This is a genomic window from Aeromonas sp. s10 (assembly GCF_040907975.1).
Lineage (GTDB): Bacteria > Pseudomonadota > Gammaproteobacteria > Enterobacterales > Aeromonadaceae > Aeromonas > Aeromonas caviae.
The window spans coordinates 97,938-119,224 of sequence record NZ_JBFOCV010000026.1; the positions used below are offsets into that span (position 1 = coordinate 97,938).

General features: G+C 61.9%; 22 protein-coding genes. All 22 read left to right on the forward strand.

Annotation, left to right across the window (positions count from 1 at the left end):
• The first annotated feature begins 33 nt into the window (after nucleotides 1-33).
• The 22 genes from flhB (at nucleotide 34) to AB5Y59_RS06520 (ending at nucleotide 21,283) form a co-directional block, all read left to right on the forward strand.
• Nucleotides 34-1,164: a flagellar biosynthesis protein FlhB gene (gene flhB / locus AB5Y59_RS06415; RefSeq protein ID WP_041212629.1), complete on the forward strand. Its 1,131-nt coding sequence runs from the start codon at nucleotides 34-36 to the stop codon at nucleotides 1,162-1,164.
• Nucleotides 1,165-1,492: 328 nt separating this feature from the next.
• Entirely contained in the window at nucleotides 1,493-3,595 is a 2,103-nt protein-coding gene (gene flhA / locus AB5Y59_RS06420) for a flagellar biosynthesis protein FlhA (RefSeq protein ID WP_010673930.1), read from the forward strand.
• Between the two features lie 16 nt (nucleotides 3,596-3,611).
• Entirely contained in the window at nucleotides 3,612-5,111 is a 1,500-nt protein-coding gene (gene flhF, locus AB5Y59_RS06425) for a flagellar biosynthesis protein FlhF (protein WP_069652847.1), read from the forward strand.
• 1 nt (nucleotide 5,112) lies between these two features.
• Nucleotides 5,113-5,988 (forward strand): MinD/ParA family protein, encoded by an 876-nt coding sequence (locus AB5Y59_RS06430; protein ID WP_041212631.1) that lies wholly within the window; start codon nucleotides 5,113-5,115, stop codon nucleotides 5,986-5,988.
• Nucleotides 5,981-6,700 (forward strand): RNA polymerase sigma factor FliA, encoded by a 720-nt coding sequence (locus AB5Y59_RS06435; RefSeq protein WP_041212632.1) that lies wholly within the window; start codon nucleotides 5,981-5,983, stop codon nucleotides 6,698-6,700. The genes AB5Y59_RS06430 and AB5Y59_RS06435 overlap by 8 nt, the downstream gene beginning before the upstream one ends.
• A gap of 110 nt (nucleotides 6,701-6,810) precedes the next feature.
• Nucleotides 6,811-7,194, forward strand: coding sequence for a chemotaxis response regulator CheY (gene cheY, locus AB5Y59_RS06440; protein ID WP_010673934.1), 384 nt, complete (start codon nucleotides 6,811-6,813; stop codon nucleotides 7,192-7,194).
• A 12-nt stretch (nucleotides 7,195-7,206) separates the two neighbouring features.
• Nucleotides 7,207-7,947 carry a protein phosphatase CheZ gene (locus AB5Y59_RS06445; protein ID WP_041212633.1) on the forward strand — a complete coding sequence of 247 codons (741 nt, stop codon included), beginning with the start codon at nucleotides 7,207-7,209 and terminating at the stop codon, nucleotides 7,945-7,947.
• Between the two features lie 11 nt (nucleotides 7,948-7,958).
• Nucleotides 7,959-10,115 (forward strand): chemotaxis protein CheA, encoded by a 2,157-nt coding sequence (locus AB5Y59_RS06450; RefSeq protein WP_104452532.1) that lies wholly within the window; start codon nucleotides 7,959-7,961, stop codon nucleotides 10,113-10,115.
• Between the two features lie 31 nt (nucleotides 10,116-10,146).
• Nucleotides 10,147-11,262 carry a chemotaxis response regulator protein-glutamate methylesterase gene (locus AB5Y59_RS06455; RefSeq protein ID WP_239053144.1) on the forward strand — a complete coding sequence of 372 codons (1,116 nt, stop codon included), beginning with the start codon at nucleotides 10,147-10,149 and terminating at the stop codon, nucleotides 11,260-11,262.
• 2 nt (nucleotides 11,263-11,264) lie between these two features.
• Entirely contained in the window at nucleotides 11,265-12,002 is a 738-nt protein-coding gene (locus AB5Y59_RS06460; RefSeq protein WP_042016381.1) for a flagellar motor protein, read from the forward strand.
• Nucleotides 12,003-12,004: 2 nt separating this feature from the next.
• Entirely contained in the window at nucleotides 12,005-12,913 is a 909-nt protein-coding gene (locus AB5Y59_RS06465; protein ID WP_368211679.1) for an OmpA family protein, read from the forward strand.
• A 4-nt stretch (nucleotides 12,914-12,917) separates the two neighbouring features.
• Nucleotides 12,918-13,712, forward strand: a complete 795-nt coding sequence (locus AB5Y59_RS06470) for a ParA family protein (RefSeq protein WP_010673940.1) — start codon at nucleotides 12,918-12,920, stop codon at nucleotides 13,710-13,712.
• Complete coding sequence (locus AB5Y59_RS06475) at nucleotides 13,709-14,575, forward strand: chemotaxis protein CheW (RefSeq protein WP_010673941.1); 867 nt, start codon at nucleotides 13,709-13,711, stop codon at nucleotides 14,573-14,575. Before AB5Y59_RS06470 ends, AB5Y59_RS06475 begins: the two co-directional genes overlap by 4 nt.
• 69 nt (nucleotides 14,576-14,644) lie before the next feature.
• Nucleotides 14,645-15,133, forward strand: coding sequence for a chemotaxis protein CheW (locus AB5Y59_RS06480; protein ID WP_010673942.1), 489 nt, complete (start codon nucleotides 14,645-14,647; stop codon nucleotides 15,131-15,133).
• Nucleotides 15,134-15,204: 71 nt separating this feature from the next.
• Entirely contained in the window at nucleotides 15,205-15,591 is a 387-nt protein-coding gene (locus tag AB5Y59_RS06485; RefSeq protein WP_010673943.1) for a DUF2802 domain-containing protein, read from the forward strand.
• A 218-nt stretch (nucleotides 15,592-15,809) separates the two neighbouring features.
• On the forward strand, nucleotides 15,810-16,445 hold the full coding sequence (ccmA, locus tag AB5Y59_RS06490; RefSeq protein ID WP_039039903.1) for a cytochrome c biogenesis heme-transporting ATPase CcmA: 636 nt from the start codon (nucleotides 15,810-15,812) through the stop codon (nucleotides 16,443-16,445).
• A gap of 3 nt (nucleotides 16,446-16,448) precedes the next feature.
• Nucleotides 16,449-17,117, forward strand: a complete 669-nt coding sequence (ccmB, locus tag AB5Y59_RS06495; RefSeq protein WP_010673945.1) for a heme exporter protein CcmB — start codon at nucleotides 16,449-16,451, stop codon at nucleotides 17,115-17,117.
• A 166-nt stretch (nucleotides 17,118-17,283) separates the two neighbouring features.
• Nucleotides 17,284-18,024, forward strand: coding sequence for a heme ABC transporter permease (locus AB5Y59_RS06500; protein WP_010673946.1), 741 nt, complete (start codon nucleotides 17,284-17,286; stop codon nucleotides 18,022-18,024).
• Between the two features lie 2 nt (nucleotides 18,025-18,026).
• Nucleotides 18,027-18,233: a heme exporter protein CcmD gene (ccmD, locus tag AB5Y59_RS06505; protein WP_039039901.1), complete on the forward strand. Its 207-nt coding sequence runs from the start codon at nucleotides 18,027-18,029 to the stop codon at nucleotides 18,231-18,233.
• The gene (gene ccmE, locus AB5Y59_RS06510; protein ID WP_010673948.1) at nucleotides 18,230-18,721 is read left to right on the forward strand and encodes a cytochrome c maturation protein CcmE; all 492 of its coding nucleotides are present in this window, start codon (nucleotides 18,230-18,232) and stop codon (nucleotides 18,719-18,721) included. Before ccmD ends, ccmE begins: the two co-directional genes overlap by 4 nt.
• 79 nt (nucleotides 18,722-18,800) lie before the next feature.
• On the forward strand, nucleotides 18,801-20,756 hold the full coding sequence (locus tag AB5Y59_RS06515) for a heme lyase CcmF/NrfE family subunit (RefSeq protein ID WP_368211681.1): 1,956 nt from the start codon (nucleotides 18,801-18,803) through the stop codon (nucleotides 20,754-20,756).
• Nucleotides 20,753-21,283: a DsbE family thiol:disulfide interchange protein gene (locus AB5Y59_RS06520; protein WP_319884347.1), complete on the forward strand. Its 531-nt coding sequence runs from the start codon at nucleotides 20,753-20,755 to the stop codon at nucleotides 21,281-21,283. The genes AB5Y59_RS06515 and AB5Y59_RS06520 overlap by 4 nt, the downstream gene beginning before the upstream one ends.
• Nucleotides 21,284-21,287 lie beyond the last annotated feature (4 nt).

A 21,287-nucleotide genomic window follows, 5' to 3' on the forward strand; every position in this document is an offset into this window, starting at 1 on the left:
CCGCCAGTCGGCTGATGCCGGCAGGAGGCCAGCATGGCTGATACCGATCAGGAACGCACAGAACAACCCACGGGCAAACGACTGCAACAGGCCCGGGAAAAAGGGCAGATTGCACGCTCCAAGGAGCTGGGTACCGCCAGCGTCCTGCTGGCGACCGTGTTCGGCCTCCTGATGATCAAGGAGAGTCTGGCAGGGGCCATGATCAAGGTGCTCACCATGGGCTTTACCCTGGACCGGGATCAGGCGTTCGACCCCAATGCCATGGGGGCCATGGTGCCCGCCCTGCTGGGGGAGCTGATCCAGCCTCTGGGGCTGCTGTTCATGCTGGTGATCATCGCCGCCTTCGTCGGCAACACCCTGCTCGGCGGGATGAACTTCTCCTCCGAGGCCATGCTGCCCAAGTGGAGCAAGCTGAGCCCCCTGAGCGGCATCAAAAGGATGTTTGGGGTGCAATCTCTGGTGGAACTTGTCAAATCCATCGCAAAAGTGGTGTTTATCAGTCTGTTCGCCTGGTGGATGCTGTCGAGCCAGTTCAACCATCTGCTGAATCTCTCTCTTGAGGGCTTTCCCGGCGGCATCGTCGATGCCCTGGACCTGCTGCTCTGGATGCTGATCATCCTCTGCTGCGCCCTGATCCCCATTGTCGCCATCGATGTGCCGTTCCAGAGCTGGAACCACAATCGCCAGCTCAAGATGACCAAGCAGGAGATCAAGGACGAGTTCAAGGACAGCGAAGGCAAGCCCGAGGTCAAGGGGCGGATACGCCAGTTGCAGATGCAGATGGCCATGCGCCGCATGATGGGGGATGTCCCCAAGGCCGATGTGATCATCACCAACCCGACCCACTACTCGGTGGCGCTCAAATACGATGCGGGCAAGCCGGGGGCTGCGCCCAAGGTACTGGCCAAGGGGGTCGACGAGGTGGCGATGAAGATCCGGGAGATCGGGCGCGAATACGACATCCCCGTCATGTCCTCCCCGCCGCTCACCCGGGCCCTTTACCACGCCACCGAGATTGGCCAGGAGATCCCGGAGGGGCTCTTCGCCGCCGTCGCCCAGGTGCTGGCCTATGTCTATCAGCTCAAGAAGTTCCGCCGTGGCCGCGGCCGGCGCCCGACCCCCATCGCCAAGGATCTGCCCATTCCACCTGAGTTTCGCAAATAACGCAGTGGTGGCAGCCTGATCCCGGGTGCTCTCCCTTTTGCCCCGCGTTTCGCAAATAAAGCGGTGGGATGGCCCCACCATCCGATCTCTCTCTTGTGTCGCAAACAAGGCCGCAATCTCCCTGTCGAGGCGCGTCGCCTCGCCCCATGGCCTGGGCTGGCCTTTGGCCTGCTTGGTGAAGGCAGCTTCCCCTCTGTCACCATTCCCCGTGACGCCAACGACGGACTTCTGACAGCGTTAAAATAAAAGCCTTACAAATCAACACATTGAATCCTTGGCTTGATATTTGCTTTAATCTGCTATTGGCAGTTTATCATTGAGATGCACGATGGGATTCAAAGCGGGACTGGGCCGTTTCAAAGAGTACAAGTGGCTGCTCAGCAGAGGGGTAGGGACGCCGCTGCTGGTATTGGCCTCTCTGGGGATGGTGGTACTCCCCATTCCGCCCCTGATGCTGGATATCCTCTTTTCCTTCAATATCGCCCTCTCCATCGTGGTGCTGCTGGTGGCGGTCTATACCCGCCGCCCCCTGGAATTTGCCGCCTTCCCCACCGTCTTGCTGATTGCCACCCTGCTGCGGCTCGCCCTCAACGTCGCCTCCACCCGGGTGGTGTTGCTGGAAGGCCACAACGGCAGCGCGGCGGCAGGCCATGTGATCGAGGCGTTCGGCAACGTGGTGATCGGCGGCAACTATGCCGTGGGCATTATCGTCTTCATGATCCTGGTGATCATCAACTTCGTGGTGGTCACCAAGGGTGCGGGCCGGATCTCCGAGGTGAGCGCCCGCTTCACCCTTGACGCCATGCCCGGCAAGCAGATGGCCATCGATGCGGACCTGAACGCCGGTCTCATCAACCAGGAAGAGGCCAAGAAGCGCCGTCAGGACGTGACTCAGGAAGCGGACTTCTACGGCTCCATGGACGGTGCCTCCAAATTCGTGAAGGGGGATGCCATCGCGGGCATCATGATCCTCTTCATCAATATCATCGGCGGCTTCATCATCGGCATGATGCAGCACCAGCTCACCTTCGGCGAAGCGGCCCAGGTCTATACCCTGCTCGCCATCGGTGACGGTCTGGTCGCCCAGATCCCCTCGCTCCTGCTCTCCATTGCCGCGGCCATCATCGTTACCCGTCAGAATACCGACCAGGACATGGGGACAGCGGTACTCGGCCAACTGTTCGAAAATCCCAAGGCGCTGGTGATCTCCGCCGGCATCCTGCTGATGATGGGCAGCGTACCCGGCATGCCGCACCTGGCTTTCCTGAGCCTGGGGGCGGTGGCGGCGGCGGGCGCCTGGTGGTTGCTGCGCCGCGAGAAGCAGAACAAGGCGAAGGCGGCGAGCGGCGAACTCATGCCGGCCCAGGGGGATGCCCCGGTGGAGCAGAAGGATCTCAGCTGGGACGACGTCATGCCGGTGGACATCATCGGCCTGGAGGTGGGTTATCAGCTGATCCCGCTGGTGGACAAGAATCAGGGGGGCGAGCTGCTCAACCGGATCAAGGGGGTGCGCAAGAAGCTCTCCCAGGAGCTGGGCTTTCTGGTGCCTGCCGTCCACATTCGCGACAACCTGGATCTTGCCCCCAACCAGTACCGCATCACCCTGATGGGTGTGAGCACGGGGGAAGCCACCGTCTATCACGACAAGGAGATGGCCATCAACCCGGGGCAGGTGTTCGGCCAGATCCACGGTATCGCTACCCAGGATCCGGCGTTCGGGCTGGAGGCGGTCTGGGTCGCCAAGGAGCAGGTCTCCCAGGCCCAGACCCTTGGCTACACCGTGGTCGATGCGGCCACCGTGGTGGCTACCCACCTGAGCCAGATCCTCTCCAACCATGCGGCGCTGCTGCTGGGTCATGACGAGGTGCAACAACTGCTCGACATGATAGGGAAGCATCAGAGCAAGCTGGTGGAAGGACTGGTTCCCGAGGTGATCAGCATGGGCAACCTGGTGAAGGTATTGCAGAATTTGCTCAATGAAGGCGTGCCAATTCGCGATATGCGCACTATCCTGCAGACCCTCGTGGAATATGCGCCCCGCAGCCCGGACCCGGAAGTGCTGACCGCAGCCTGCCGGATCGCCCTGCGCAGATTGATTGTGCAGGAGATTGCCGGCCCCGAACCCGAGCTGCCGGTGATCACCTTGTCACCAGAACTGGAACGTATATTGCATCAATCCCTGCAAGCAGGTGGGGGAGATGGCGCCGGTATCGAACCGGGACTGGCGGAGCGGATGCAACGCTCCCTGGTGGAGGCCACTCAACGACAAGAACTGGAAGGCCAGCCGGCCGTGCTTCTGACATCGGGGATATTGCGCAATACCCTGGCGAAATTTGTCAAGAATGCCATTCCTGGATTACGCGTGCTGTCCTATCAGGAAGTGCCTGACGACAAGCAGATCCGCATCGTCAGTGCGGTGGGACAGGGCTAGTTAGCGGAGATGACGGGTGAAGATTAAGCGGTTTTTTGCCAAAGACATGCGCACGGCGCTGGCCGAGGTCAAGGAGACTCTCGGACCCGATGCCGTCATCATGTCCAACAAAAAGGTCACCGGTGGGGTGGAGATAGTCGCGGCCGTCGATTATCAATCCCAGGTACCGGGGCCCAAAGACGCGCCGGTTCGCCGTCAGTTGAATGAAGAGAGCGTCAATATCTCGTCTGCGGGCAAGCAGATGACGAGGTCGGCGCCACCCAAGGAACAGAACGAATACTACGCCGATACCCTGGCGGCCCTGCTGGCACGCCAGCAGAAGCTCAATCCGGCCAACCCGGCGGGTGGCAATGGCGCCCCGGGATCATGGTCTGGCAGCGGAGCGGGCAACGGTCAGTCAGCCTCGGCCTCCTGGCCCGCCAATGGCGCTGCCGGCACCCAGTCCGCCGGACTGGCGGGCGCGGCCAGTGCTCCCAGAACCCTGGCCGAACAGGGCCAGTGGGGCGCCGCTCCCGAGCCCGCCAAGCCCAAGGCCCGTCCTGCCGCCGCCCCGCGCCAGGTCCAGTCCGCCCAGCGGGATCAGGAGATGGAGGGGATGCGCAAGGAGATGGCCAGCATCCGCAAGCTGCTGGAGCACCAGATCTCCGGCCTGATGTGGCAGGAGGTGGAGCGCCGTGAACCCATGCGCGCCCTGCTCATCAAGGAACTCAAGAAGATGGGGTTCGACGATGCCTTTGCCGATCAGCTGGCGGGCCTCATCCCCGAAGACATGCCGATCCATCAGGCCATGGCCCAGCTGGCCGAGGTGCTGACGGCCCAGCTCAAGATCAGCGAGGACGAGATCCTGCGTCAGGGGGGGGCGGTGGCCCTGCTCGGGCCGACCGGGGTGGGCAAGACTACCACCATCGCCAAGCTGGCGGCCCGCTTTGCCATGAAGTATGGCGCCGAGCAGGTGGCGCTCATTACCACGGACAACTACCGGATCGGTGCCCACGAACAGTTGCAGACCTATGGTCGCATCATGGGTTGCCCGGTGCGCCAGGTGCGGGACGCCGAAGAGTTGGCCAGTGCCCTCTATCAGTTCCGCCATCGCCGGCTGGTGCTCATCGACACCGCCGGGGTGGGTCAGCGGGATATCCGCCTGACCGAACAGCTCGACACCCTGGTGAAGAATGCCAAGGTGCGCATCCGCAGTTATCTGGTCATGTCGGCCACCTCCCAGCGACGGGTGATGCAGGAGGCGGTGGATCACTTCCGGCGCATTCCGCTCTCCGGCTGCATTCTGACCAAGCTAGACGAGAGCCTGAATCTGGGTGAAGTGATCAACGTGTGCATTCAAAACGCCCTGCCCATCAGTTACATCACCGACGGGCAACGGGTGCCGGAAGATATTCAAGTTGCCAACGCGGCGCTGCTGGTCGGTGCCGCCATGGGGTCGCTGGAACGGGAAGCAGAAGATCCCTATTTCTGGGGATCGGGTTTTGGCGAATCCGAAGATTCGGAGTTTTATGAGTAACATGTATATGGATCAGGCGAGTGGTCTGCGCAAAATGCGTCAAAACAATCGAGTGAAAGTGATCGCCGTGTCCGGAGGCAAGGGGGGCGTCGGCAAGACCAACGTGACCCTGAACGTGGCGGGAGCCATGGCCGCCCAGGGCAAGCGGGTGTTGGTGCTGGACGCCGACCTTGGTCTGGCCAACGTCGACGTCATGCTGGGGCTGAGGGTGCATCGCAACCTCTCCCATGTGCTGGCCGGGGAGTGCACCATAGACGACATCATCGTCGAGGGGCCCTACGGCATGATGATAGTGCCGGCCACCTCGGGCACTCAGTCCATGGTCGAGCTCTCCCCCGTGCAGCACGCCGAGCTCATCCGCGCCTTCAGCGAGATGAAGACCCAGGTGGACGTGTTGCTGGTGGACACGGCGGCGGGGATTTCCGACATGGTGCTGAGTTTCACCCGTGCCGCCCAGGACATCATGGTGGTAGTGTGCGATGAACCCACCTCCATCACGGATGCCTACGCGCTCATCAAGATCCTCTCCAAGGATCACGGTGTGTTCCGCTTCAAGGTGGTGGCCAACATGGTCCGCTCCCTGCGCGAGGGGCAGGAGCTGTTCGCCAAGCTGACCCGGGTCACCGACCGCTTCCTGGATACCTCCCTGGAACTGGTGGCCTGCGTGCCTTACGACACCAACCTGCGGGCCGCGGTGCGCAAGCAGAAACTGATAGTTGAAGCGTTTCCAAAATCCCCTGCCGCCCTGGCATTTCGTGCCCTGGCGAACAAGGCGGCGAGCTGGCCCATCCCGAATCAGCCGGGCGGCCACCTCGAATTTTTCCTGGAAAACTTGTTGCAAAAGCCGGTCATAACACAGGAAGACTCCCGTGAATAAAGCCCAAGCATACTTGCGTCATCAGGATTCCTACGTGCTGGTTGAGCGACACGCTCCGCTGGTCAAGCGGATTGCCCAGCATTTATTGGCTCGCCTGCCAAGCAGTGTCTTGCTGGATGACCTGATCCAGGCAGGTATGATTGGGCTGCTCGAAGCTTCCCGCAACTTTGACGGCAGCAAGGGCGCCAGCTTTGAAACCTATGCCGGCATCCGCATCCGTGGTGCCATGCTCGACGAGATCCGCCGTGGGGACTGGGTGCCCCGTTCGGTGCACCGCAACAGCCGTGCCATCGCAGAAGCGATCGAGAACGTGGAGCAGGCCCATGGCCGGGATGCCAGAGACACCGAGGTGGCCGCCAATATGGGGGTGTCCCTCGGGGAGTACCATGCCATGCTGCAGGATGTTTCCTGCGGCAAGATCATCGGCATCGAGGATCTGGGCGTCAGCGAAGATGTCATCGGTCATCCCGATGACGGCAACGGTCAGGGAGGATTCGACGATCTGGCGGCCGAGCGCTTCCAGGGGGCCCTGGCGGAGCACATCGCCCGCCTGCCGGAGCGGGAGGCGCTGGTGCTGTCCCTTTATTACGATGAAGAGCTGAATCTGCGCGAGATCGGTGAAGTATTGAGTGTGAGTGAGTCTCGGGTGAGCCAGATTCATAGTCAGGCCATGCACAGGCTGCGCGCCCGTTTGCGAGATTGGAATTTATAAGTGGTTGTACTGGCTACACTGGAGCACAACTCTAAGGCATAATCCGCACCATAAAACCTGCGATCTGCATCATGTAAGTGAGCCGTCTTGGCGGCTATTTAGGAGGAACTTTGGACAAGAACATGAAAATCCTCATCGTCGATGACTTTTCAACGATGCGCCGGATTATCAAGAACTTGCTGCGTGACCTGGGATACAACAATACCCATGAAGCAGACGATGGCAACACGGCGTTGCCGATGCTGAAAAATGGCGACTTCCAGTTCGTGGTCACCGACTGGAACATGCCTGGCATGCAGGGCATCGACCTGCTCAAGGCGATTCGCCTCGACGACAAGCTCAAGCACCTGCCGGTTCTGATGGTGACTGCCGAAGCCAAACGCGAGCAGATCATCGAAGCCGCCCAGGCCGGGGTCAATGGCTATATCGTCAAGCCGTTCACCGCTGCCACCCTCAAAGAGAAGCTCGACAAAATCTTTGAACGTATCGGCTAAGGAGCGGCAGGGATGAAGGCCAAAACGAGTGCCATGATCTCGCTTGACCAGGCAAGGATGCTGGTTGCCCACCTGGAGCGGGAAGAGTTTGAACAGGCCGATACCATCCTCGCCGATGTGTGTGCCCCCAATGCGGCGGCCCTGTTTGACAAGGTGGGGCAGCTGACCCGCCAATTGCACAACTCATTGCAGGATTTTCGCCTGGATCCCAGGATCCCCGACTTGGCCACCCATGAGATCCCGGATGCCCGAGAGCGTCTGAGCTATGTCATCGACATGACGGACAAGGCGGCCAATCGCACCATGGATGCGGTCGAGGCAAGCCTTCCCATCGCCGATCGACTCAACGACAACATTCAGCTGGTCATGCCCAACTGGAATGCCCTGATGAGCCGGGATCTCGAGCTGGGTCAATTCAAGGCGCTGTGCCATCAACTGAATGATTTTATTAAGGCTTCTGAGACGGATGCCGATAAGTTACGACAACTGCTGACGGAAATTCTGATGGCTCAGGATTTCCAGGACCTGACCGGTCAGATGATCCGCAAGGTGATCAAACTGGTGCAGGAAGTTGAAACGAAGTTGATAGAGATGCTGACCATGTTCGGTGAGGGCGTTAGCGACAATTCGGCACGTAGCCTGCCAGTGAGCGGCATCGAGGCGGAAGGCCCCATCATGAACCCGCAGACCCGCTCAGATGTGGTCAATGGTCAAGATGATGTGGACGATCTGCTGTCTAGCCTGGGATTCTAATGGAGTGACGCATGGCCTTCGAAGTTGATGAAGACATACTGCAAGACTTTTTGGTCGAAGCATCAGAAATATTGGAACAGTTGTCTGAACAACTGGTCGACTTGGAAAAGCGGCCCGATGACAAGAACCTGTTGAACGCCATCTTCCGCGGCTTCCACACCGTCAAGGGGGGAGCGGGCTTCCTCTCCCTCACCGAACTGGTGGATGTCTGTCACGGTGCCGAGAACCTGTTCGACATGCTGCGCAACGGCAAGCGGACCCTCAGTGCCGAGCTGATGGATGTCATCTTGCAGGCGCTGGATGCCATCAACGTCATGTTTGCCCAGGTCCAGAACCGCGAAGAGATAAGCCCCGCTTCTCCCGATCTGCTGCACGATCTGCACGAGCTGTGCAAGCCGGAAGGGCAGGAGCAGCTGCGTACCGCCAGCGTGGCGGCCCAGCCAGCACCCGAGCCTGAGCCCGAACCCGTACCAGAACCCGAGGTCATCGCCGAGGTGGCGCCTGTCGCCGTCAATGGCGGTGGCTCCATCGACGAGATCTCCGCCGACGAATTTGAACGCCTGCTCGATGAGCTGCACGGTGTCGGCAAAGCGCCGACGGTCTCTGCCGCCCCCGTGCTGAGCGGGTCAGGTGACATCACAGACGACGAATTCGAAGCCCTGCTCGACCAGCTCCATGGTCAGGGCCAGCACGGTGGTGCCCCCGATCTGGCACCTTTGCAGTCGGTCCAGAAAGAGGTGGACGAGCTCATCGACGACGATGAGTTCGAGCGCCTGCTGGATGAACTGCACGGCCGTGGCCAGGCGCCCCAGCACAGTCTGGCACCTGCTCCTGCGCCCGCTCCCGAACCCAAGGCCCCGGCACCCGCTGCCCCCGCAGCCCCGGTGACGCCGCCCAAGGCGCCAGTGGCCGCCAAACCCGCGCCGGTAGAGCCCCCAGCGCCAGCCAGGGCCGCTCCTGCCAAGCAGGCCGCTCCCGCCGAGAGCAGCGCGGTACAGAGCGATACCACGGTGCGGGTGGATACCAAGACCCTGGACGTCATCATGAACATGGTGGGCGAACTGGTGCTGGTGAGAAACCGCCTGGTGAGCCTCGGCATCGCCAGCAATGACGAAGAGATGTCCAAGGCTGTCGCGAACCTCGACGTCGTGACCGCCGATCTGCAGGGCGCGGTCATGAAGACCCGCATGCAGCCTATCAAGAAAGTATTCGGCCGCTTCCCGCGCGTGGTGCGCGATCTGGCTCGTACCCTCAAGAAGGAGATCGAGCTGGTGATGGTGGGTGAGGACACGGATCTGGACAAGAACCTTGTGGAGGCCTTGGCCGACCCCCTGGTTCACCTGGTGCGCAACTCCTGCGACCATGGCGTCGAGATGCCGGACGTGCGCGAGAAGGCGGGCAAACCCCGTCAGGGCACCATCACCCTGAGCGCCTCCCAGCAAGGGGACCACATTCTGCTCTGCATCGAGGATGACGGCGCAGGGATGGACCCGGAGAAGCTCAAGTCCATCGCCATCAGCCGTGGCGTGCTCGATGCTGACAGCGCGGCGCGCATGAGCGACAACGATGCCTACAACCTGATCTTTGCCCCCGGCTTCTCCACCAAGTCGGAGATCTCCGACATCTCCGGCCGTGGAGTGGGCATGGACGTGGTGAAGACCAGCATCGTCAGCCTCAATGGCTCGGTGCACATCGATTCCACCTGGGGCAAGGGCACCCGTCTCGAGATCAAGGTTCCCCTGACCCTGGCCATTCTGCCGACCCTGATGGTGGAGGTGGGTCAGCAGACCTTCGCCCTGCCCCTCGGTTGCGTGAATGAAATTTTCCACCTGGATCTGAAAAAGGCCAACGTGGTGGATGGCCAGCTCACCATCATCGTCCGTGACAAGGCGATTCCGCTGTTCTACCTGCACAAGTGGCTGGTACGCGGTGCCGGCAAGACGGCCCGCCAGGACCAGGGTCACGTGGTCATCGTCCAGATAGGGACCCAGCAGGTGGGCTTCGTGGTAGACAACCTCATCGGTCAGGAAGAGGTGGTGATAAAGCCCCTGGACAACCTGCTGCAAGGTACCCCCGGCATGGCCGGCGCCACGATTACCAGCGACGGCGGCATCGCCCTCATTCTGGATGTGCCCAGCCTGCTCAAGGCCTATGCCCGTCGCCACTGAGCGCCAGGCTCAAGGAGTTAAAAGAATAACAATGGCAGTCAAGGTATTAGTGGTCGACGATTCGAGTTTCTTCCGCCGTCGGGTCAGCGAAATCATCAATCAGGATCCCCTGATGACGGTGATCGACACGGCCCAGAACGGGCGGGAGGCGGTAGACAAGGCGCAGCAGTTGCGGCCCGACGTCATTACCATGGACATTGAAATGCCGGTGCTCGACGGCATCAGCGCCGTGCGCGAGATCATGGCCAAGTGTCCGACCCCCATCCTGATGTTCTCCTCCCTGACCCACGAGGGAGCCAAGGCAACACTGGATGCGCTGGATGCGGGCGCCCTCGATTTTCTGCCCAAGAAGTTTGAAGACATCGCCCGGGACAAGGACGAAGCCGTCAACCTGCTGCAGCAGCGGGTCAAGGAGATCGCTCGCAAACGCTTCCTGATGGCGACCCGGCCCCGTGCCCCCGAGCCTGCCGCCCGGCCCGCCGTCACGGGGGGCCTGAATCGCCCCTTGGCCGAACGCCAGCCCGAGCCTGTGCGGGCAGCGGCGGCTCCCGCCGCGTTCAAGCGCAGTGGCAAGAGTTACCAGCTGGTTGCCATCGGTACCTCCACCGGCGGGCCGGTGGCACTGCAGAACGTGCTGACCAAGCTGCCGGGGGATTTCCCTCATCCCATTCTGCTGATCCAGCACATGCCAGCCACCTTCACCGCTGCCTTTGCCGCCCGCCTCAACGGGCTGTGCCAGATAGGGGTCAAGGAGGCGCAGGACGGCGACGTGCTCAAGCCGGGTCAGGCCTATCTTGCCCCCGGTGGCAAGCAGATGCTGCTGGAAGGGCGCGGGCCCGGTGCCCGTCTTCGCATCATCGATGGCAATGACAAGGTCAACTACAAACCCTGCGTGGACATTACCTTCGCCTCCGCTGCCAAGACCTATGGCGACAAGGTGCTGGCCATCGTCCTGACCGGCATGGGTGCGGATGGCCGCGACGGTGCCCGTCTGCTCAAGGAGCAGGGGGCGACCATCTGGGCGCAGGATGAAGCCTCCTGCGTGGTCTATGGCATGCCCCAGGCCGTTGCCAAGGCGGGCATAGCAAGCGAATCCCTGCCGCTGGATCGGGTGGCCCAGCGCATTCTGGTCGAGTTGGGTCGCTGACCATGGGCATGCTCGGCCTGGTGCTGGCGCTGGGGGCCGTCGCCATCGCCCAGTGGTGGCATGGCGGCAGCCTGCTGACCCTGCTGGATGGCCCGGCCTTTGTCATCGTCGTCGGGGGAACCTGGGGGGCGGTGATCTTGCAGACTCCCCGCAGGTACCTGCTCAGTGCCCTGAGGCAGGCGACCTGGATGCTGTTTCCGCCGCAGCTGGATCTTGCGGAGCAGGCCGAGCGCCTGAAGGCGTGGGCCCAGTTCGCCCGCCAGCAAGGCTTGCTGGCGCTGGAAAACCAGGCCGAGGCCGAGCCCGATCCCTTCACCCGCCAGGGGCTTTCCATGATTGTGGATGGCGTCTCCATCGAGGATATCCGCAGCCTGCTGGAGGCGGATATCGACATCGAGCAGGAGCGCAACGAGCACTCGGCCAGGGTGTTCGAGTCCATGGGGGGATACAGTCCCACCATCGGCATCATCGGGGCCGTGATTGGCCTCATCCAGGCCATGTTTCATCTGGAGGAGCCAGGCACCCTGGGGGCGGGCATTGCCGTGGCCTTCGTCGCCACCATCTACGGGGTGGGTTTTGCCAACTTGCTCTATCTGCCGATTGCGAATCGGCTGCGCGCCTTCCACTACCATTACGGCCTCTATCAGGAGATGACCCTGGAGGGGCTTCTGGCCATCGCCCACGGGGAGAACGGCCCGCAGGTTGAAAGGCGGTTACGGGCTTATCTGAAAGGGGAGTAGCCATGCGCAAGCGCTATCGTTTGCACCTGCAAGGGCGAGAGCATCTCGATCGCTGGCTGGTCTCCTATGCCGATTACATGACGCTCATCTTCGCCCTTTTCGTGGTGCTCTACTCCGTTGCCATCGTCAACAAGGAGGAGTACCGCGCCGTCATCGAGGGCATGACCCAGGCCTTCAACCAGGCGCCGCGCAGCGATGGCCTGCTGGAAGGGCGGGGCAATTCCTTGCTGGACAACCCGGTCTCGACCGCCCGCAGCCTGCTGGAGAGCCAGGCCTCTGCGTCCCCTTCGCGGGCCCCCATCACGGGCACGCCCGTCTCGCAAGATGGCACGGCTCTTGCGCAGATCGACATGCAGATCCAGGAGTCCATGGGCGCCCTGGTCGATGCGGGGGTGGTGAAGCTTGCGCAGGATGACAACTGGCTGACGGTGGAGCTGAGTTCAGGTCTCCTGTTCAACAGTGGTAGCGCTTTTCTGGGGAGCAATGCCGCCCCTGTGCTCGATACGCTTTCAGGTATTCTCAAACCGGTCGATAACTATGTCAGGGTGCGGGGCTACACGGATAACCAACCGATAAACAACGAAATTTTCCGCTCCAACTGGACATTGTCAGCGGCCCGCGCCGAAGCAGTGCTCAATGCCCTGGTGGGCAAGGGGGTGGCTCCCGGTCGGCTCGCCTACGAGGCGTACGGAGAGTTTTCCCCCTTCGTCGACAATGGCACCGAGCAGGGACGATTACAGAATCGCAAGGTGGTGGTCGCCATATCCAGGTTCGCCTGGGTGCCGCCAGCCCCCGTCAAACCGCTGACGGTGGCACCGGTGCAGGACGCACCGCAGAGTGTCGACAGTGAAAAGATCAGGGTGATCGCGCTGCCCGGTGGGGGCATACGCATAACAACAAGGCAGGATTGATACAGTGATTGTTTGGACGGTTGCCAATCAGAAAGGTGGAGTCGGTAAAACCACCACGGTCGTCTCCCTGGCGGGCATTCTGGCCCAGCGTGGCCAGCGGGTACTGCTGATCGACACCGACCCCCACGCCTCCCTGACCTCCTATCTCGATTTCGACTCGGACAGGCTGGAAGGCACCCTGTACGAGTTGTTCCAGGCGGCCAAACCCAGCGCCGAGCTGGTCAACCGGATGACCCTCAAGACCCGATTCGAGAACATCAGCCTGCTGCCCGCCTCGATTACCCTGGCCACGCTGGATCGGGTGATGGGCAACCGGGAAGGGATGGGGCTGGTGCTCAAGCGCGCTCTGCTGCGGGTGCAGGATCAGTTCGACTACGTGCTCATCGACTGTCCGCCGGTGCTGGGGGTCATGATGGTGAACGCGCTGGCGGCCTGCGATCGCATCCTGGTGCCGGTACAGACCGAATTCCTGGCCCTCAAGGGGCTGGAGCGGATGATGAAGACCTTCGAGATCATGCAGCGCTCCAAGCGGGAGAAGTTCCGCTACACCATCATTCCGACCATGTTTGACAAGCGTACCCGCGCCTCCCTGATGACATTGCAGTCCATCAAGGAGCAGTATGGGGAGGCGGTGTGGAATGCGGTCATTCCCATCGACACCAAATTCAGGGATGCCAGTCTGGTGCACATTCCTCCCTCCATCTATGCACCGGGCAGCCGGGGCACCTATGCCTATGAGACCCTGCTCAACCATCTCGACGCGCTGGAGCGTCAACGGACCCAGGAGGTGATGCCGTGAGAGAGACCACCCAGGTTCGGGCCATGGACGACTATTTCCACTCCCTGCTGCTGGACGATGCCCTGCTGCGGGAAGATCCCGAAGACGAAGCACCGGCCCCTGCGTTGCAACGTCAGACCGTCGCCGTGCCGGAGGTGGCTGCCACCCCCTATCTTGAAGCCGATACCCGATTGGCCCAGCTGAGCGAGCTGCTTGCCCAGGTGGGACAGGTCCAGTTCGAGATGGATGCCCTGAGCCACGAAGAGGTGCATGTCGAACCATTCCAGCTCGAGGCAGAGGTGGTTGACAGTGAGCCTCTGGTCGCCCTGGCAGAGCCGGTGGTGGAAGCCGTGGTGGAGGAGGTCGAGCCCGTCGCCCTCGCGGTGGCGGAACCCGCGCCCGCCCTCGAAGCGGCGCCCGCACCGTCGACCTGGGAGAACCTGGATACCGGCAACGAGTTTCAGGCGCTCTTCTTCGACGTGGCCGGGGTGACGTTTGCGGTGCCTCTGACTGAGTTGGGGGGCATCCATCAACTGGGGGAGGTGACGTCTCTCTTCGGCCAGCCGGGCTGGTACAAGGGGATCATGACCTCCCGCGAGCAGAAGATGAATGTGGTGGACACGGCCCAGTGGGTCATGCCGGGCCAGCATCTGGAGATGGACGATTACAAATATCTGATTATGCTGGGAGAATCACCCTGGGGATTGGCCTGTCACCAGTTGAAGGGCACAGAACTGCTGCACCGGGACCAGGTGAAGTGGCGCCATCAGGAGGGCAAGCGCCCCTGGTTGGCCGGCATGGTCAAGGAGAAGATGTGTGCCCTGCTGCACGTCAGGGAGCTCTTGCTGCTGCTTGGCCGGGGCGTGAACATCGAAGGCCGCTGACAACATCGGCATCGCCATGGTTTTATTGCTAATTTTACCCGTTGACGGGTTCATACAAGGATCAAGAAGATGACAGAGAAGCGCAATATTGCACAGAATCTGGCCGAAGACGAAGTGCTGCAGTGGGTGACCTTCCAGTTGGAAAACGAGACCTATGGCATCAACGTGATGCAGGTTCAGGAAGTGTTGCGCTACACCGAGATCGCTCCGGTCCCGGGTGCACCTGACTACGTGCTGGGTATCATCAACCTGCGTGGCAACGTGGTGACCGTCATCGATACCCGCTCCCGTTTCGGCCTGCCGGCCGGGGACGTGAGCGAGAACTCCCGCATCGTCATCATCGAGGCGGAGAAGCAGGTGATCGGCATCATGGTGGACAGCGTGGCCGAGGTGGTCTATCTGCGCTCCTCCGAGATCGATGCCGCCCCGGCGGTGGGCACCGAGGAGAGTGCCAAGTTCATCCAGGGCGTCAGCAACCGTGACGGCCAACTGCTGATCCTGGTGGATCTCAACAAGCTGCTCTCCGACGAAGAGTGGGAAGACATTGGTTCCCTGTAACAGGGACGGGAACGTGCGGACGGGGGCGATGGCACCTGTCCGCCTCCCTGTGACGGTAAGGTGATGGTTTGATGATTGAATTTGCAGCCTTGGGGTTGTCCTTGCTCGCACTGGTGCTGGCCCTTTACGGGATCCTGGGGCACCGTCGTCGCCAGCGAGAGTCCGAGGCCAGGGTGGAAGCGCTGCAGGGGCAGCTCGAGAGTCTGCGCAAGCAGATGATGGAGTTGCACACGGGCGCCATCGGCATGGGCCAGCGTCTGCAAGCCGCAGAAGGGGCCATGCAGAAGATCCACGACAGCCAGCAGGAGCTGACGTTGCAGGATCCGGAGCGCCGCCTCTACAGCCGCGCCGCCAAGATGGTGGAGCTTGGTGCCGATCTGGACGAGGTGATGAGCGAGTGCGAGTTGCCCCAGGCGGAAGCGGAGCTGCTTATTTCCTTGCGAAAGGGACGCAGCTGACGGATGTGTCGCGGGGAGGCCGGTGCCTCCCCGCTTTCTGTTCGGCCTGTGGCCACCTCTTTTTCGATGCCGGGACGGTGATAATCCTTTGGCATCAATCTCTTTGGTGGAGGCGCGATCTTCCCCACAAATCCTGTTGATTATTGGCATCTTTGAAAAGACGCCTCCGGATCCTGTGTTAAGATGCAGGCCGCCTCATTTTCAACGATTACATCCCCATGCTGCTTCAAGCGAACAATCTGAGCTGCGTGCGTGAAGATCGCACCCTGTTTGAACATCTCTCCTTCGCGGTGCGTGCCGGGGATTTGATGCAGATTGAGGGTCCCAACGGGGTGGGCAAGACCAGCCTGTTGCGCCTGCTCACCGGCCTCTCCCAGCCCTTTGCTGGCGAGGTGTGCTGGAATGGGGAGAATATCCGCCATTGCCGGGATGAATACCACGCCAGCCTGCTTTACCTGGGCCATCAGCCCGGCGTCAAGGCGACCCTGACCCCCCTTGAGAATCTCTCCTTCTACCAGAAGCTTCATGGCCCTGCCGGAGACGGCGTGGATCTCTGGCGGGTGCTGGCCCAGGTCGGCCTAGCCGGTTTCGAAGACTATCCCGCGGGGCAGCTCTCCGCCGGGCAGCAGCGACGGGTGGCGCTGGCCAGGTTGTGGCTGAGCGAGCGACCGGCGCTCTGGATCCTGGACGAGCCCTTCACCGCCATCGACAAGCAGGGGGTCAGGGTGCTGGAGCAGTTGTTCCTCGCCCACGCGGACAGGGGGGGCATGGTGGTCCTTACTACCCACCAGGATCTGACCCTGATGCAGGGGCGGCTCAAGACCCTCTCCCTGACCTCGCTGTTGCAGGAGTAGCCCATGCTGCGCGCCGTCATACACCTTATTCACCGCGAGTTGCTGATGGCCCTGCGCCAGCGCGCCGACATCTTCAACCCGCTCTGGTTCTTCCTCATCGTCATCACCCTGTTTCCATTGGGGATCGGGCCCGAGCCCCAGTTGCTGGCCCGCATCGCTCCCGGCATCATCTGGGTGGCGGCCCTGCTGGCGGCCATGCTCTCCCTGGAGCGGCTGTTTCGTGACGACTTCAGTGACGGCGCCCTGGAGCAGATGATGCTGATGCCCCATCCCCTGGGGTTGCTGGCTCTGGCCAAAGTGATCGCTCACTGGCTGCTGACCGGTCTGCCGCTATTGCTGGTCTCCCCCTTGCTCGCCATCCTGCTCTCCCTGGAGCTGAAGACCTATCTGGCCGTGGTGGCCACCCTGGCGCTCGGTACACCGGTGCTGAGCCTGCTCGGGGCGGTCGGAGTAGCGCTGACCGCAGGGCTGCGCAAGGGGGGCGTGCTGCTCAGCCTGCTGCTGCTGCCGCTCTATATTCCGGTGCTTATCTTCGCCACGTCCGCCATCGACGCGGCCAGCATGGGACTGCCCTATGCCGGTCAGCTCGCCATCCTGGGGGCCATGCTGGTGGGGGCATTGACCCTGACGCCCCTGGCCATCTCGGCGGCGCTGCGGGTGAGTGTCAACTGATTGATTTGGCGAAAAGATTTTCGTTTGAAGCCTTGTTAGGGGCGAGATAGTTGAGATAGATCAAGGGGATGGCTGCTTATTGCTTTCGGGGGATATGATGTTTTTCCCCCATGGGTATGGTAGCCCTCGCCACTTAAAAATTAATAACTGAAAGGTTTCGTGAGCTATGTGGAAATGGTTGCACCCTTATGCCAAACCCGAGCGCGCCTATGGGCTGGCCGGCACCCTGCTGCCCTGGTTTGCCGTGACAAGCCTGCTTGCCTTCATCATCGGCACCGTCTGGGGGCTGGCTTTCGCTCCCGCCGATTACCAGCAGGGCGACTCTTTCAGGATCATCTATATCCATGTGCCTTCCGCCATCCTCTCCATGGGTGCCTACTCCACCATGGCGGTGGCCGCCTTCATCGGCCTGGTGTGGCAACTGCGCATGGCAGACATGACGGTGGCGGCCATCGCCCCGGTGGGGGCCGTCTTCACCTTCATCGCCCTCTTTACCGGCGCCGCCTGGGGCAAACCCATGTGGGGCACCTGGTGGGTGTGGGATGCCCGGCTCACCTCCGAGCTCATCCTGCTGTTCCTCTATCTGGGTGTCATCGCCCTCTACAACGCCTTCAGCGACAAGGTGGTGGCGGGCCGCGCCGCCGGCATCCTGGCGCTGGTCGGGGTGATCAACCTGCCCATCATCCACTACTCGGTGGAGTGGTGGAACACCCTGCACCAGGGGGCCACCATCACCAAGTTTGACAAACCCTCCATCTCTCCCGAGATGCTGTGGCCGCTGCTCATCATGATCCTGGCGTTCGCCGCGTTTCTCGGTGCCCTGACCCTGATGCGTTTTCGCAATGAGCTGCTGATGCGGGAGTGGCACCGCCCCTGGGTCGCCGACATCGCCAGGCAGGAGAAGTAAGCATGCACTTTGCCTCGTTCAGTGATTTCATGGCCATGGGAGGCTATGCCTTCTACGTCTGGCTCTCCTTCGGTCTGACCCTGCTCTGCCTGGTCGGCATCGTCATTTCCACCCGGTTGAAGACCCGCAGCCTGCTTGGCGAACTGCGCAACAAGCAGGCTCGGGAGGCACGCCGCAAGGCGGCCCAGCAGATGGAGAACACCCTATGAACCCGCGCCGCAAGAAACGCCTCACCATCATCCTGGCCATCAGCCTGGGCCTTGCCAGCGTGACTGGCCTGGTGCTCTATGCCCTGAGCCAGAACATCGACCTCTTCTACACCCCGAGCGAGCTGGTGGAAGGGAAGGGGCCGGAGAAGATCAAGCCCGAGGAGGGGCAGCGCCTGCGCATCGGTGGCCTGGTAGTGCCGGGGTCTGTGGTGCGGGATCCCCAGAGCCTCAAGGTAGCCTTCAAGCTGGTGGACAACGGCGGCCATCTGGTGACGGTGGAGTTTGACGGCATTCTGCCAGACCTGTTCCGCGAGGGGCAGGGCATTGTCGCTCAGGGCACCCTCAAGGATGCCACCACGGTCGCCGCCTTCGAGGTGCTGGCCAAGCACGACGAGAACTACATGCCGCCGGAAGTGGCCGACGCCACCAACGGCATGCACTTCAAGCCCGAATACACAGAGGCGCAGTTGCAGGGAGCCAAGCAATGATGCCGGTATGCGCCAAGAATTCACTTCTTTATACCGCCAAATCGGCAGGTTTCTCCGTGCAATCGAGAGGGAATAGTCAATGATCCCGGAATTAGGGCAGTTCTCACTGATCCTGGCCTTCGCCACCGCCCTGCTGCTGGGCAGTTACCCGCTGATCGGGGCCCATCTCGGTCGTCTTGGCATGATGTCGGCGGCCCGCCCGCTCGCCTACAGCCAGTTCCTGCTGCTGCTGCTGTCGTTTCTCTGCCTCACCTGGGCCTTTATCGACAACGACTTCACCGTGCAGTACGTGGCCACCAACTCCAACAGCCTGCTGCCCCTGCAATACCGCATCTCGGCGGTGTGGGGAGCCCATGAAGGCTCGCTGCTGCTCTGGGTGCTGACCCTGGGAGGCTGGACGGCGGCGGTAGCCCTCTTCAGCCGCCGCCTGCCGCTCGATGCAGTGGCGCGGGTACTCGGGGTGCTCGGCCTTATCTCGGTGGGCTTCACCGCCTTCGTGCTGTTCACCTCGGATCCTTTCACCCGCACCCTGCCGTATTTCCCGGTGGACGGGCGGGATCTCAATCCGCTGCTGCAGGATCCCGGTCTCATCTTCCACCCCCCCATGCTCTACATGGGCTACGTGGGCTTCTCGGTGGCCTTCGCCTTCGCCATCGCCTCCCTGATGACGGGGCGTCTGGACGCCACCTGGGCGCGCTGGTCCCGTCCCTGGACCATGGCGGCCTGGGTCTTCCTGACGCTGGGCATCGTGCTCGGTTCCTGGTGGGCCTATTATGAACTCGGCTGGGGCGGCTGGTGGTTCTGGGACCCGGTGGAAAACGCCTCCTTCATGCCCTGGCTGGCGGGCACGGCCCTGCTCCACTCCCTCGCGGTGAGCGAGAAGCGCGCCACCTTCAAGGCCTGGACCGTGCTGCTGGCGCTCTCGGCCTTCTCCCTGAGTCTGCTCGGCACCTTCCTGGTGCGTTCCGGCGTGCTGGTGTCGGTCCATGCGTTTGCCTCGGACCCGACCCGGGGTCTGTTCATCCTGGGCTTCCTGCTGGCGGTGATAGGCAGCTCCCTGCTGCTGTTCGCCTTCAAGGGCTCCCAGGTGAAGAGCCACGGCAAGCATGAGCTGTGGAGCCGCGAGACCCTGCTCCTTGGCAACAACATCCTGCTGGTGGCGGGCCTGCTCACCGTGCTGCTCGGCACCCTGTTGCCCCTGGTGCACAAGGAGCTGGGGCTTGGCAGCATCTCCATCGGCACCCCCTTCTTCAACCACATCTACAGCTGGCTCATCATCCCCTTCGCCCTGCTGCTGGGGGTGGGCCCCCTGTTCCGCTGGCGCCGCCAGGATCTCGGTGAGCTCAAGGGCAAGGTGATGCTCGCCCTGGTGCTGAGCCTGGCCGCGGCTCTGCTGTTGCCCAAACTCTTTGCCGAGGCGTTCAAACCCTGGGCTGCGCTCGGTATCGGGCTTGGCGTCTGGATCATCGTCACCAGCGTGCAGGAGACTTGGGCGCGGGCCACCCACAAACACGGTTTTGCCACCGGCGTGCGCAAGCTTGGCAACAGCCACTGGGCCATGATCCTGGGGCACGTGGGGCTCGCGGTCAGCATCATCGGCATCGCCTGCACCCAGAACTACAGCATCGAGAAGGACCTGCGGATGCAGGCCGGCGATCGCGTCCAGTTCGCCGATTACGAGTTCGTCTTCACCGGCATCAAGGAGAAGAACGGCCCCAACTACGACGGTTTCAAGGGCGTGCTGGAAGTGCACCGGGATGGCAAGCAGGTAGCCCTGCTCAAGCCCGAGAAGCGGATGTACACCGTGAGCCGCATGCCGATGACCGAGGCGGCCATCGATGCGGGGGTTACCCGGGATCTCTATGCGGCGCTCGGCGAGCAGCTCGACAGCGGCGCCTGGGCGGTACGGATCTACTACAAGCCCTTCGTGCGCTGGATCTGGTTCGGCGGCGTCTTCATGGCCCTCGGCGGCGTGCTGGCCATGCTGGACAAGCGCTACCGCTTCGGACGTCGTGACGAGGAGGCCAAGGCATGAGCAAGAAGACCTGGCTCTATCTGCTGCCCTTCATCATCTTCCTGATGGGGGCCGTGTTTCTGTTCAAGGGGCTCTACTCCGATCCCACCAAGCTCGAATCCGTGATGGTGGACAAGGAGGTGCCCGTGTTCACCCTGCAGGACATCTATGACCTGGGCAAGCAGCACGACAGGAGCATCCTCAAGGGGCGCCCCATGCTGCTCAACGTCTGGGCCACCTGGTGCCCGACCTGTTACGGGGAACACACCTACCTCAAGGAGCTGGCGGGGCAGGGGATCTACATTGTCGGCATGAACTACAAGGATGAACGGGCCAAGGCCATCAAGTGGTTGGCGGAGCTTGGCAACCCCTACCAGGTCAACCTCTATGATCCGGACGGCATGCTGGGGCTGGATCTCGGTGTCTATGGCGCGCCCGAGACCTTCTTCATCGACAGCCAGGGCATCATCCGTTATCGCCACGTGGGGGACATCAACCCAGACGTCTGGGCCAGTACCCTCAAACCCATCTTCGATGCCATGAAGTGAGGCC